Origin of the sequence: Bradyrhizobium betae (assembly GCF_004123905.1) — a bacterium.
GTDB lineage: Bacteria > Pseudomonadota > Alphaproteobacteria > Rhizobiales > Xanthobacteraceae > Bradyrhizobium > Bradyrhizobium betae_A.
In genome coordinates, this window is the sequence record NZ_MZXW01000015.1 from 415,759 (window position 1) to 428,045 (window position 12,287).

The following is a 12,287-nucleotide window of genomic DNA, read 5'->3' on the forward strand; positions in this document are numbered from 1 at the left end:
GCCCCTTCGAATCCGCTGCGCAAACGAATAGGCTGGGTGTCCGCGTCACAAGCGGGCACCGGTGGGAGTGAATTTGCCATGGAGAACGGCCTTGATCCTGCTCCGCCCCTGCTTGAGGTGCGCGGGATCAGCAAGAGCTTTGGTGCGGTGCGTGCGTTGCAGGAGGTCGACTTCACGCTTCGCGCCGGCGAGATCCATGCGCTGCTGGGCGAGAACGGCGCCGGCAAATCCACGCTGATCAAGGTCGTCACCGGTGTATTCCCGCGCGATGCCGGCATCGTCAGGCTGGGCGGCGAAGAGGTCGCGCCGCGCTCGGCCAAGGCCGCGCTTCAAGTCGGCATCGCCACCGTCTACCAGGAAGTCAATTTGCTGCCGAACCTCTCGGTGGCGCAGAACCTGTTCCTCGACCGCCAGCCGATGCGCTTCGGCATTGTGCGCGAAGGCGAGATGCGACGCCGCGCGAAGACGCTGCTCGCCGACTTCGGCCTCGACATCGATGTCGCAGCAGCACTCGGCAATTATTCGGTGGCGATCCAGCACGTCACCGCGATTGCGCGTGCCGTCGATCTCTCCGCGCGCGTGCTTATCCTGGACGAGCCGACCGCGAGCCTCGACCGCCATGAGGTCGAGATTCTGTTCGGCATCATGCGCCAGCTGGCCAAGCGCGGCATCGGCATCGTCTTCGTCAGCCATTTCCTCGACCAGGTCTACGAGATCTCCGATCGCATCACGGTGTTGCGCAACGGCCGCCTGGTCGGCGAGCGCGAGACCGCCTCGCTGCCGCGGCTGGATCTGATCCGGATGATGCTCGGCCGGGAACTGGCCGAGACCACCAGCGTGCGGGCATCGGAGGGCGAGCACGGGGCACGCGAGGTCTGCGCCAGTTTCGAGAATTACGGCAAGGCCGGCTATGTCGCCCCGTTCAATCTCGAGCTGCGCCGTGGCGAGGTGGTGGGCCTTGCCGGCCTGCTCGGCTCGGGCCGCACCGAGACGGCGCGGCTGGTGTTCGGTGCCGAGCGCGCCGATGGCGGGCAGGCGAGGGTGGAGGGCGCGCCCGTGCGGCTGCAGTCGCCGCGCGACGGCGTGCGCCATGGCTTTGGCTATTGCCCGGAGGAGCGCAAGACCGACGGCATCGTCGCCGAGCTCAGCGTGCGCGAGAACATCGTGCTTGCGCTCCAGGCCAAGCGCGGGCTGCACAGGCCGCTGTCGCGCCGCGAGCAAGATGAGATCGCGAAGCGTTATGTGAAGATGCTCGACATCCGTCCGCCCGATCCGGAGCGCCCGGTGGGCCTGCTCTCCGGCGGCAACCAGCAAAAGGTGTTGCTGGCGCGCTGGCTCGCGACATCGCCGCGGCTCCTCGTGCTGGACGAGCCCACTCGCGGCATCGATGTCGGCGCGCATGCCGAGATCATCCGCCTGATCCGCGAGCTCTGCGACGATGGCCTTGCGCTGCTGGTGATTTCCTCCGAACTCGACGAGATCGTGACCTATTCGGACCGTGTCGTGGTGCTGCGCGACCGCGCCCATGTCGAGGAGCTCGCGGGCGAGGCGGTCGACGTCGGCAACATTCTCGCGGCCATTGCTGCCGATAGCGTCACTGTTGCGCTTGAGGCCCACACATGACCGCGCTGCTGCCGCGCCGCGGCCTTGCCCAGATCCTCGCGCTGATCGTCATCCTCGCGGTCGATCGCGTCGTGTCGCCGCAATTCTTCGACCTGCGGCTTCAGGACGGCCGTCTGTTCGGCAGCCTGATCGACGTGCTCAATCGCGGCACGCCGGTGGCGCTGCTCTCGCTCGGCATGGTGCTGGTGATTGCGACACGCGGCATCGATCTCTCTGTTGGTGCGGTGATGGCAATCTGCGGCGCAATCGCGGCGAGCCTCGCCGACAGTCACGGCCTGCCAGTGGTGCTGGCGGCTGCACTCGGCGCTGGCTTGATCTGCGGATTGTGGAACGGCTTTCTCGTCGCCGTGCTCGGCATGCAGCCGATCGTGGCGACCTTGATCCTGATGGTCGCGGGGCGCGGCATCGCCCAGCTCATCACCGAGGGGCGCATCGTGACGTTCTCCTCGCCAGACCTCGTCTGGCTCGGCAACGGCTCGGTGCTCGGTCTGCCGGTACCAGTCGCGATTGCCTTGGGCATGCTGATCCTCACCGGCGCGGTGGTGCGCGGCTCGGCGCTCGGGCTGCTGATCGAGGCGACCGGCGGCAACGCGCGCGCAAGCGAGCTTGCCGGCGTCGGCACGCGCGCGATGATCCTTTCGGTCTATGTCTGGTGCGGCGTCTGCGCCGCGCTCGCCGGCGTGATCGCGGCCGCCGACATCATGGGCGCGGATGCCAACAACGCCGGCCTCTGGCTCGAGCTCGACGCCATCCTTGCCGTCGTGATCGGCGGCACCTCGCTGTTCGGCGGCCGGTTCAGTCTTGTCCTGGCGGTGTTGGGTGCGCTGATCATCCAGACCATGAACACCGGCATTCTGCTGTCAGGCTATCCGCCGGAGTTCAACTTGCTGGTCAAGGCGGCGGTGGTGCTCGCGGTGCTGCTGCTGCAATCGCCAAAGCTGTCCGGCTTTGCCGGCATCATGGCGCGGCTACGGGGGACTAAGCCATGAAAGGCCTACCGCCGGTCGTTATCACCGCATTCGTGCTCGTTGCGGGTTTTGCGCTCTGCGCCGTGCAGTTCCCCAACATCGCCTCGACCCGCGTGGTCGGCAATCTCCTCACCGACAATGCCTTCCTGGGCATCGTCGCGACCGGCATGACATTTGTGATCATCTCCGGCGGCATCGACCTCTCGGTCGGCTCGGTGATCGGCTTCACCACCGTGTTCGTCGCCCTCGCAATCGAGCGCTGGGGCGTGCCGCCGCTGGTCGCCTTCGTCGCCATCCTCGTGCTGTCGGCGGGCTTTGGCGCGGCGATGGGTGCAATCATCCACGTCTTCGATCTGCCGCCTTTCATCGTGACGCTGGCCGGCATGTTCCTGGCCCGCGGCGCAAGCTTCCTGCTCTCGACGGAATCGGTACCGATCACCGCGCCCGTATACTCCACCGTGTCGGACTTTGCGCTGCGGATGCCGGGCGGCGGGCGATTGACGGCGGTCGCGATCATCATGATCGTGATCGTGATCGGCGGCGCCTTGCTGCTGCATCTCACGAGGTTCGGCGCCAACGTCTATGCCCTCGGCGGCAGCCGGACCACCGCCAGCCTGATGGGCGTCGCGGTCGGCAAGATGACGGTCAAAATCTACATGCTGTCGAGCCTGCTCGCAGGCATCGCCGGCATCGTCTTCTCCTTCTACACCAGCGCCGGCTATTCGCTCTCGGCCGTCGGCGTCGAGCTCGACACCATCGCCGCCGTCGTGATCGGCGGCACGTTGCTCACCGGTGGGCAGGGCTCGGTGATCGGCACCTTCCTCGGCGTGCTGATCCAGGGCATGATCCAGACCTACATCAATTTCGACGGCACGCTGTCGAGCTGGTGGACCAAGATCGCGACCGGCGTGCTGCTGTTCGCTTTCATTGCCTTGCAGCAGGGACTGGTCGCGCTGGCGCGCCGGCCGGTGGCGAAGCGCGCGGGAGCTGCCTCATGACCTCGCGCATCGTCGTCATCCCGACACGACGGGCCCACTCCAACCACGCGGAAGTGGCGCGCTCGATCGGCGTCGACATCATCGCCGGCCGCTATGCGCAAGGAACGCGTCTGCCGGGCGATGCCGAGATGATCGCGATGTTCGGCGTGTCGCGGCCGGTGCTGCGCGAGAGCGTGAAGACGCTGGTCGCCAAGGGGCTTCTCACCACCAAGGCGCGGGTCGGCACCGTCGTGCGCGAGCGAGCCGCCTGGAACATGTTCGACGCTGACGTGCTGGCCTGGCACCTCGATGCCGGGATCGACAAGCGCTTCCTCAACGACCTCGCCGAGATCCGTCTTGCGGTCGAGCCGCGTGCGGCCATGCTCGCGGCGGCGCAGCGGTCCGAGGAGGACGTCGCCGAGCTCCGTCGCAGCATGGAGCGCATGCGCCTCGAAGCGTCGGACTCGGTCGGCTTTGCCGATGCCGACCTCGCACTCCACGTCGCGGTGGCGCGCGCGTCCGGCAATCTGTTCATGCGCTCGATCGGGCACGTCATCGAGGCTGCCTTGCGCGCCTCGTTCCTGCTCAGTGCCCCGGTCGAGCCCGAGGACCGCGACACCGTGCTGCTCTGGCATCAGAAGATCGTCGATGCCATTGCGGCCGGCGATGCCGAAGCCGCATCGGAGGCGATGGTCTATGTCATTCACAACGGCATGCGCCGCCACGAGGGCACGGTGATAGAGACCGCCCCCGCGGACCCGCTGCCGTCTGCCGATACTGGAGAATAAGCGTGACCGATCTTCGCATCGCCATCGTGGGCTTCGGCAAGATCGCGCGCGATCAGCATGTCGGCGCGATCGCTGCCGTGCCGGGCGCGACGCTGGCGGCCGTCGCCAGCCGCAACGCCTCGCTGCCGGAGCTGCCGCATTTCGCCACGGTCGAAGAATTGCTGGAGAAGGGGCCGCCGATCGACGCCGTTTCGCTCTGTACGCCGCCGCAGGTGCGCCGTGCCCAGGCCGCCACCGCACTCGCTGCCGGCAAGCATGTGATGCTGGAGAAGCCGCCCGGCACCGGCGTTGCCGAGCTCGATCCGCTGATCGCGATGGCGCGTGATGCAAAGCGCACGCTGTTTGCGACCTGGCATTCGCGCTATGCGCCCGCGGTCGAGCCGGCCCGCGCATGGCTGGCGAGCCGCCGGATCAAATCCGTGCACATCAACTGGAAGGAAGACGTCCGCGTCTGGCATCCCGGGCAGGCCTGGATCTGGGAGCCGGGCGGGCTCGGCGTGTTCGATCCCGGGATCAATGCGCTCTCGATCCTGACCCGCATCCTGCCGAGGCCCGTGTTCGTCACCGCGGCCGAGCTTGATTTTCCCGCCAATTGCCAGGCGCCGATCGCCGCGGACCTGAAGCTGACCGACATTGGCGGCCTGGCCATCACCGCCGAGTTCGATTTCCGCCAGACCGGGCCGCAGAGCTGGGATATCGTCGCGGAAACCGATCAGGGGCAGATGACGTTGTCCCGCGGCGGCCGGATCATGGCGATTGATGGCAAGGTTGTTGCCGACGCGCCCGATCAGGAATATCGCGAACTGTACCGGCGCTTCGTCAAGCTGGCGGTAACAGGCGCAAGCGATGTCGATCTGGCGCCGCTGCGTCTTGTCGCCGACGCCTTCCTGCTCGGCAGGCGCAACATCGTCGAACCGTTTGTGGACTGAACATGGCGGGCTCAAGAAAAATAGAAAAAGACGTTTTTGGAACGCTGCCGGATGGCCGCAAGGTCGAGCGCATTGTGCTGCGCGGGGAGGGCGGGTTCGAGGCGCGGATCATCACCCATGGCGCGGTGATCCAGGCGCTGATCGCACCGGATGCCAAGGGTGGCACCGACGACGTCGTGCTCGGCCACGATGCGTTCCCCGGCTATCTCGCCGAACGAAAATTCTTCGGCGCCACCGTCGGCCGCTACGCCAACCGCATCGCCAGGGGACAGTTCTCGCTCGACGGCGAGAGCGTGCAGCTTCCCGTCAACAACGGTCCGAACGCGCTGCATGGCGGCCTCGACGGTTTTGATCGCAAGCTCTGGGACATTGCCGCGATCGAGGAGGGCGACGAGCCCGCCGTGACGCTGACTTACACCAGCCCGCATGGCGAGGAGAACTATCCCGGCAAGCTCGATGTGCGCCTGACCTATCGCGTCACCGGCCCGGCGGAGCTGTCGCTCATGATGGAAGCGCGGACGGACCGTCCGACCATCGTCAATCTCACCAACCACAGCTTCTTCAATCTGGAGGGCGCGGCGTCAGGCACGCCCATCCTCGACCACAAGCTGACGGTCGCTGCGGACCATTTCCTCGCGATTGATCCGACCTCGATCCCGCTGCCGGAGCCGCCGCGCGCGGTGGCCGGCACGCCGTTCGACTTCCGCGACAGCCAGACCGTGGGCGCGCGCATCCGCGACAGCCACGAGCAATTGCGCAACGGCAAGGGCTACGACCACACCTATTGTCTCGGCCGCGACGGCAAGCTTGCCCTTGCGGCCCGGCTGGAAGCGCCGCGCGCAGGCCGCGTCATGGAGCTGTTCACCGACCAGCCCGGCCTTCAGGTCTATTCCGGCAACTATCTCGACGGCACGATCTCCGGCAAGGGCGGAAAGCTGATCCGGCAGTCGGACGCCATGTGCCTCGAGCCGCACATCTGGCCCGACGCGCCGAACCGGCCGGATTTCCCGAGCCCGCGCCTCGATCCCGGCAAAGTCTATCGGCATCACACCGTCTATCGCTTTGCAGTGAGGGCGCCATGATGGAACAGGTGCCGACCACCGTCCTGTCGGCCGAACAATGTCATCTCGGCGAAGGGCCGACCTATGATGTGACCACCGACACCGCCTGGTGGTTCGACATTCGCGAGGGGCGTCTGTTCGAGGCGCATCTCGGCAGCGGCAGCATTCGCGTCCACGCGCTCGGCCGGATGGCGAGCGCGCTCGGGCGCATCGATGCAGGGCGGCAATTGATTGTCGCGGAGGACGGCCTCTACATCCGTACTCACGCCGACGGCGCGATGACGCCGTTCCTCCCGCTCGAGGCCGACAATCAAGCGACGCGCTCCAATGATTGTCGCGTGCACCAGTCCGGTACGTTCTGGATCGGCACCATGGGCCGCAAGGCTGAGCGAGCTGCCGGCGCGATCTACGCGCTTCACCGCGGCAAGATCTCGACGCTGTTTCCCGGCATCAGCATTCCCAACTCGATCTGCTTCTCGCCGGATGGCGCCACCGGCTACTTCACCGACACCGCGCGCGCCGTGCTCTATTCCGTGCCGCTCAATCCCGCGACCGGCCTGCCGCGCGGCGAGCCGGAGGTGCTGCTGCGCCACAGCGGCATCGGCGGCCTCGACGGCTCGGTGTGTGACGCCGACGGGCAGATCTGGAACGCGTGCTGGGGCGCCGGCCGTATCGACGTCTACTCGCCGCAAGGCGAGCGCCTGCGTTCGCTCAGCGTGCCGGCCACGCAGTCGAGCTGCCCCGCTTTCGTCGGTCCTGATCTGTCGCGCCTGCTCGTCACCTCGGCCTGGCAGGATATGGACGCAGCAGCCCGCGCCGCCGATCCGCAAGCCGGCTGCACTTTTCTGCTCGAGGCATCCGCGCGCGGTCGTGCGGAGCCTGATGTCAAGCTCGCATAGGAGATCCGAAGCAGCCCACCCAAGTTCTCGACGACACGAAGAAACTGTCTGACACCCAAGGGAGTGAAACATGCTGAAACTGAAGACGACATTTTTGGCGCTGGCGCTGGCCGGCGCTGCAACGATGGTAACAGGCGTCACCGCCTCCGCGCAGGACAAGGCGACCGTCGGCATCGCGATGCCGACCAAATCGTCGGCGCGCTGGATCGACGACGGCAACAACATGGTCAAGGTGCTGAAGGAACGCGGCTACAACACCGATTTGCAATATGCCGAGGACGACATCCCGAACCAGCTCTCGCAGATCGAGAACATGGTGACCAAGGGCGCCAAGGCGCTGGTGATCGCCGCGATCGACGGCACCACGCTGTCCGACGTGCTCAAGCAGGCGAAAGCAAAGGGCATCACCGTGATCGCCTATGACCGCCTGATCCGCGGCACGCCGAACGTCGACTATTACGCGACCTTCGACAATTTCCAGGTCGGCGTGCTCCAGGCGGAGTCTATCGTGCAGGGCCTCGGCCTCAAGGACGGCAAGGGTCCGTTCAACATCGAGCTGTTCGGCGGCTCGCCCGACGACAACAACGCCTACTTCTTCTACAACGGCGCGATGAGCGTGCTGAAGCCGTATATCGACAGCGGCAAGCTCGTCGTCGTCTCCGGCCAGATGGGCATGGACAAGGTCGCGACGCTGCGCTGGGACGGCGCCACCGCCCAGGCCCGTATGGACAATCTGCTCAGCGCCTACTACGGCAACAAGAAGGTCAACGCCGTGCTGTCGCCCTATGACGGCCTCTCGATCGGCATCATCTCCTCGCTGAAGGGCGTTGGTTACGGCAGCGCCGACCAGCCGATGCCCGTCATCTCGGGCCAGGACGCCGAGGTGCCCTCGATCAAGGCGATGCTGCGCGGCGATCAATACTCGACCATCTTCAAGGACACCCGCGATCTCGCCAAGGTGACCGCCGACATGGTCGACGCCGCGCTCGCCGGCAAGCAGGTCACCGTCAACGACACCAAGACCTACGAGAACGGTGCCAAGACCGTGCCGTCCTATCTGCTCAAGCCGGTCGTGGTCTACAAGGACAATTGGGAGAAGGTGCTGGTCGACAGCGGCTACTACAAGAAGTCGCAGTTCCAGTAAGACTCTCTCTCTTCTCCCTCTCCCCGTTCTTACGGGGAGAGGGTCGGGGTGAGGGGAAGGCGAAGCAAGGGACAACGACGATGACCGCCATGCTGGAAATGCGCAACGTCAGCAAGAGCTTTGCAGGCGTCCAGGCGCTGCGCGACGTCAACTTCTCGGTTCAGGCCGGGCAGATCCACGCGCTCGTCGGCGAGAACGGCGCCGGCAAGTCGACGCTGATGAAGGTGCTGAGCGGCGTCTATCCGCACGGCAGCTACGAGGGCACCATCGTCTTTGACGGCGAGGAGCGCCGCTTCCGCGACATCAACGATTCCGAGGCGCTCGGTATCATCATCATCCACCAGGAACTCGCGCTGATCCCGCTGATGTCGATCGCAGAAAACATTTTTCTGTCGCATCCGCCGTCGAAACTCGGTGTGATCGATCGCGATGAAGTCTACCGCCGCACGCGCGAGCTGCTCGCGCAGGTCGGCCTCAAGGAATCTCCGGATACGCTGATCACCGATCTCGGTGTCGGTAAGCAGCAGCTTGTCGAGATCGCGAAGGCGCTGTCCAAGCGGGTGCGGATGCTGATCCTGGACGAGCCGACCGCGAGCCTGAACGAGGCCGATAGCGCCGCGCTGCTCGAACGCCTGACGGCGTTCCGCGCGCAGGGTATCGGCTCGATCCTGATTTCGCACAAGCTCAACGAAGTCGCCAAGGTCGCCGACCACATCACCGTGCTGCGCGACGGCCGCACCGTCGACGGCATCGACTGCCGCGCCGAGCCGATCCAGGAGGACCGCATCATCCGCAGCATGGTCAACCGCGATCTCGCCCATCGCTTTCCCGAGCGCAACACGAAAATCGGTGAGCCCGTCCTGACCGTCGAGAACTGGTCGGTCTATCACCCCATTCATCCCGAACGGCAGGTCATCAAGAACATCAATTTCGGCGTCAGGCGTGGCGAGGTCGTCGGTATTGCCGGCCTGATGGGCGCCGGCCGCACCGAGTTCGCGATGAGCCTGTTCGGGCGCTCCTGGGGCACCAATATCAGCGGCCGCATCCGCCTCGAAGGCCATGAGATCGCGCTGCCGAGCGTTGCGGCTGCGATCGACGCCGGCCTTGCCTATGTCACCGAGGACCGCAAGCAGCTCGGGCTCATCCTGGCCGACGACGTCCGCAAGAACATCACGCTGGCGAGCCTCAAGCAGGTCGCGCCCGGCCGGGTGATCGACGATATCGCCGAGCTGAAGGTCGCCAGCGATTACCGCAATCGCATGCGCATCCGCTGCTCCGACGTCTATCAGGAGACCGGCCAGCTCTCCGGCGGCAATCAGCAGAAGGTGGTGCTGTCGAAATGGCTGATGACCGATCCCAAGGTCTTGATCCTGGACGAACCGACACGGGGCATCGACGTCGGTGCCAAATACGAGATTTACTGTATCATCAACGAGCTGGCGGAGGCCGGCCGCGGCGTCGTGGTGATCTCCTCGGAGATGCCCGAACTGCTCGGCATCTGCGACCGCATCTGCGTCATGAACGACGGCGCCTTCGTCGGCGAGTTCAAGGGCGCAGAGGCGACGCAGGAAAAGATCATGCGCGCGATCATGCGCAACGAACGAAGCAATGGAAACGGCGTGCCTGAGGCCGCGGAGATGGGAGGATTGCAGCCATGACCGACAAGACGGTTTCGCTGCCCGAGGAGCGCCGGCACGGCAGCTTCATCAAGAACAATTTGCGCAACTACGGCATGCTGATGTCGCTGATCGCGATCATGCTGTTCTTCCAGGTGATGACCGGCGGCACGCTGCTGCAGCCGCTCAACCTCACCAATCTGGTGCTCCAGAACAGCTACATCGTCATCATGGCGCTGGGCATGCTGCTGGTGATCGTCACCGGCCACATCGACCTCTCGGTCGGCTCAGTCGCGGGTTTCGTCGGCGCGGTCGCTGCCGTGCTGATGGTGACCTACAAGGTCGACTACACGCTCGCCTTCATCGCTTGCCTCGTGGTCGGCGCCGCCATCGGCGCGGCGCAAGGCTATTGGGTCGCCTATTTCAAGATCCCGTCCTTCATCGTGACGCTGGCCGGCATGCTGGTGTTCAAGGGGCTTGCGCTTGCGGTGCTGCAGGGCCAGTCGCTCGGGCCGTTCCCGGCGACCTTCCAGAAGCTGTCCTCCGGCTTCATTCCCGAGATATTGCCCGAGGCCGGCACGCTGCATCCGACCTCCATGCTGATCGGCGCCGTGCTGGCGCTGGGCCTCGTCTATGCCAGCGCCAAGGGAAGGTCGCGCGAGCAGTTGCACGGCATCGAGGTCGAGCCTTATGCGTTCTTCCTCGGCAAGAGCATTTTGCTGGCCTGCGCCGTGCTCTATTTCACCTATCTGATCGCCTCGCATCGCGGCCTGCCCAATGTGCTGGTGATCATGACCGCGCTGATCGCGCTCTACGGCTTCGTCACCCGCCGCACCGTGATCGGCCGGCAGATCTATGCGGTCGGCGGCAACGCCAAGGCGGCCAGCCTGTCGGGCATCAAGACCGAGCGCCTGACCTTCCTCACCTTCGTCAACATGGGCGTGCTGGCAGCCCTTGCCGGCCTCGTCTTCGCCGCGCGCCTCAACACCGCGACGCCCAAGGCGGGCCTCGGCTTCGAGCTCGACGTCATCGCCGCGTGCTTCATCGGCGGCGCCTCGGCCTATGGCGGCGTCGGGCGCGTCGGCGGCGCCGTGGTCGGCGCCATGATCATGGGCGTGATGAACAACGGCATGTCCATCCTCGGCATCGGCATCGACTACCAGCAGGTGATCAAGGGCCTGGTGCTGCTCGGTGCCGTGTGCATCGACGTTTATAATCAGCGGCGGTAGGAGCGCGCGACCTCGACCGCTGGAAGTCGATCACGGTATTGGCATTGCTGCGGGCAGCAGTGCCTCGCCTTGACCATGATTTGGGACCTAGATCCCGCCGGTCGGGTGAAGCGGGGCAGGGCAGCGCTGATGGCGGCTCAGTATCGTGAGATGACGGAGCAGGAGTACGCGGACCGGCTTCGCGTCCTCATTCGTATCGTTTCTGCCGCGACCCTGGGACTTTGCTCCTTTGCCGTGGGTCTGCTGATCGGGGCATTTTTCCTGTTTTGAACAAAGCCTCGTCGCGATCTGGCGCTCTGTTCGGATGCGCGTGATCGGGGTCCGGTGAGATCAGGGTGGAAGGGCCTCCCAGTTGAGCTATTGCTCAGCTTCTGAGTATATGATCGAATGGCCTGATGGATCCCGGCAGGCCCGATCTGATCATCTTCGATTGCGACGGCGTGCTCGTCGACAGCGAGCTGCTCAGCTGTCGCTGCCTGTCCGAGGTTCTGGCGGAACTCGGCCTTCAGCTGAGTGTGGAGCAGGCGCTCGAACTTTTCCTCGGACGCAGCACCAAGGCGATCGAGCAGCACTATCGCGCTCTCGGGCAGGCCTTGCCTGACGACTTTCTTCCGCGCCTGAAGGCTCGCGTGCTCGAGTCGTTTGCGGGCGCGCTCCAACCGATCCCCGGCATAGCTGCGGTGCTGTCCAGATTGGAGACGCCGCGTTGTGTCGCGTCGTCGAGCGACCTCGACCGCGTCTCGTTGTCGCTTGACGTCACCGGCCTCGCGCCGCACTTCGGCGACCAGCTTTACACCGCGCAGATGGTCAGGCACGGCAAGCCGGCGCCGGATCTCTTTCTTCACGCCGCCGGCAAGATGCGCGCCGATCCCACGCACACGCTGGTGATTGAGGACAGCGTCAGTGGCGTGCAGGCCGCCAAGGCGGCGGGCATGATGGTCTGGGGATTTGTCGGCGGTGGCCATTATCGCGCCCGCGATGGCCGCGCTATATTGTCCGCCGCCGGGGCCGATCGGGTCTTCGCGCAGATGAGCGATTTCTGGGAGGCGTGAG

At 65.4% G+C, this 12,287-nt stretch carries 12 protein-coding genes; all 12 read left to right on the forward strand.

Going from position 1 to position 12,287, the window contains the following annotated elements:
• The first annotated feature begins 78 nt into the window (after positions 1 to 78).
• The 12 genes from B5V03_RS09755 (at position 79) to B5V03_RS09810 (ending at position 12,286) form a co-directional block, all read left to right on the forward strand.
• Complete coding sequence (locus tag B5V03_RS09755) at positions 79 to 1,623, forward strand: sugar ABC transporter ATP-binding protein (protein WP_164987900.1); 1,545 nt, start codon at positions 79 to 81, stop codon at positions 1,621 to 1,623.
• Positions 1,620 to 2,612: an ABC transporter permease gene (locus B5V03_RS09760; protein ID WP_129269538.1), complete on the forward strand. Its 993-nt coding sequence runs from the start codon at positions 1,620 to 1,622 to the stop codon at positions 2,610 to 2,612. Before B5V03_RS09755 ends, B5V03_RS09760 begins: the two co-directional genes overlap by 4 nt.
• Positions 2,609 to 3,589 (forward strand): galactofuranose ABC transporter, permease protein YjfF, encoded by a 981-nt coding sequence (gene yjfF, locus B5V03_RS09765; protein ID WP_129269540.1) that lies wholly within the window; start codon positions 2,609 to 2,611, stop codon positions 3,587 to 3,589. The genes B5V03_RS09760 and yjfF overlap by 4 nt, the downstream gene beginning before the upstream one ends.
• The gene (locus tag B5V03_RS09770) at positions 3,586 to 4,356 is read left to right on the forward strand and encodes a FadR/GntR family transcriptional regulator (RefSeq protein ID WP_129269542.1); all 771 of its coding nucleotides are present in this window, start codon (positions 3,586 to 3,588) and stop codon (positions 4,354 to 4,356) included. The genes yjfF and B5V03_RS09770 overlap by 4 nt, the downstream gene beginning before the upstream one ends.
• Positions 4,357 to 4,358: 2 nt before the next feature.
• Positions 4,359 to 5,285 (forward strand): Gfo/Idh/MocA family protein, encoded by a 927-nt coding sequence (locus B5V03_RS09775; RefSeq protein WP_129269544.1) that lies wholly within the window; start codon positions 4,359 to 4,361, stop codon positions 5,283 to 5,285.
• Between the two features lie 2 nt (positions 5,286 to 5,287).
• The gene (locus B5V03_RS09780; RefSeq protein WP_129269546.1) at positions 5,288 to 6,367 is read left to right on the forward strand and encodes an aldose epimerase family protein; all 1,080 of its coding nucleotides are present in this window, start codon (positions 5,288 to 5,290) and stop codon (positions 6,365 to 6,367) included.
• Positions 6,367 to 7,245 (forward strand): SMP-30/gluconolactonase/LRE family protein, encoded by an 879-nt coding sequence (locus B5V03_RS09785; protein ID WP_164987915.1) that lies wholly within the window; start codon positions 6,367 to 6,369, stop codon positions 7,243 to 7,245. The genes B5V03_RS09780 and B5V03_RS09785 overlap by 1 nt, the downstream gene beginning before the upstream one ends.
• A 70-nt stretch (positions 7,246 to 7,315) precedes the next feature.
• Positions 7,316 to 8,389, forward strand: a complete 1,074-nt coding sequence (gene chvE / locus B5V03_RS09790) for a multiple monosaccharide ABC transporter substrate-binding protein (RefSeq protein ID WP_129269550.1) — start codon at positions 7,316 to 7,318, stop codon at positions 8,387 to 8,389.
• An 80-nt stretch (positions 8,390 to 8,469) separates the two neighbouring features.
• A complete protein-coding gene (mmsA, locus tag B5V03_RS09795; protein WP_129269552.1) occupies positions 8,470 to 10,047 on the forward strand; it encodes a multiple monosaccharide ABC transporter ATP-binding protein in 1,578 nt (525 codons plus the stop codon).
• A complete protein-coding gene (gene mmsB / locus B5V03_RS09800) occupies positions 10,044 to 11,234 on the forward strand; it encodes a multiple monosaccharide ABC transporter permease (protein WP_129269554.1) in 1,191 nt (396 codons plus the stop codon). The genes mmsA and mmsB overlap by 4 nt, the downstream gene beginning before the upstream one ends.
• 69 nt (positions 11,235 to 11,303) lie before the next feature.
• The gene (locus B5V03_RS09805) at positions 11,304 to 11,504 is read left to right on the forward strand and encodes a hypothetical protein (RefSeq protein WP_129269556.1); all 201 of its coding nucleotides are present in this window, start codon (positions 11,304 to 11,306) and stop codon (positions 11,502 to 11,504) included.
• 125 nt (positions 11,505 to 11,629) lie between these two features.
• Positions 11,630 to 12,286 carry an HAD family hydrolase gene (locus tag B5V03_RS09810; protein ID WP_129269558.1) on the forward strand — a complete coding sequence of 219 codons (657 nt, stop codon included), beginning with the start codon at positions 11,630 to 11,632 and terminating at the stop codon, positions 12,284 to 12,286.
• Position 12,287 lies beyond the last annotated feature (1 nt).

What these genes read in the sequence shown, in the direction of transcription:
- B5V03_RS09755 (WP_164987900.1), top strand. Translation starts at nt 79, where the DNA reads ATGGAGAACGGCCTTGATCCTGCTCCGCCCCTGCTTGAGGTGCGCGGG.
- B5V03_RS09760 (WP_129269538.1), top strand. Translation starts at nt 1,620, where the DNA reads ATGACCGCGCTGCTGCCGCGCCGCGGCCTTGCCCAGATCCTCGCGCTG.
- yjfF (WP_129269540.1), top strand. Translation starts at nt 2,609, where the DNA reads ATGAAAGGCCTACCGCCGGTCGTTATCACCGCATTCGTGCTCGTTGCG.
- B5V03_RS09770 (WP_129269542.1), top strand. Translation starts at nt 3,586, where the DNA reads ATGACCTCGCGCATCGTCGTCATCCCGACACGACGGGCCCACTCCAAC.
- B5V03_RS09780 (WP_129269546.1), top strand. Translation starts at nt 5,288, where the DNA reads ATGGCGGGCTCAAGAAAAATAGAAAAAGACGTTTTTGGAACGCTGCCG.
- B5V03_RS09785 (WP_164987915.1), top strand. Translation starts at nt 6,367, where the DNA reads ATGGAACAGGTGCCGACCACCGTCCTGTCGGCCGAACAATGTCATCTC.
- chvE (WP_129269550.1), top strand. Translation starts at nt 7,316, where the DNA reads ATGCTGAAACTGAAGACGACATTTTTGGCGCTGGCGCTGGCCGGCGCT.
- mmsA (WP_129269552.1), top strand. Translation starts at nt 8,470, where the DNA reads ATGACCGCCATGCTGGAAATGCGCAACGTCAGCAAGAGCTTTGCAGGC.
- mmsB (WP_129269554.1), top strand. Translation starts at nt 10,044, where the DNA reads ATGACCGACAAGACGGTTTCGCTGCCCGAGGAGCGCCGGCACGGCAGC.
- B5V03_RS09810 (WP_129269558.1), top strand. Translation starts at nt 11,630, where the DNA reads ATGGATCCCGGCAGGCCCGATCTGATCATCTTCGATTGCGACGGCGTG.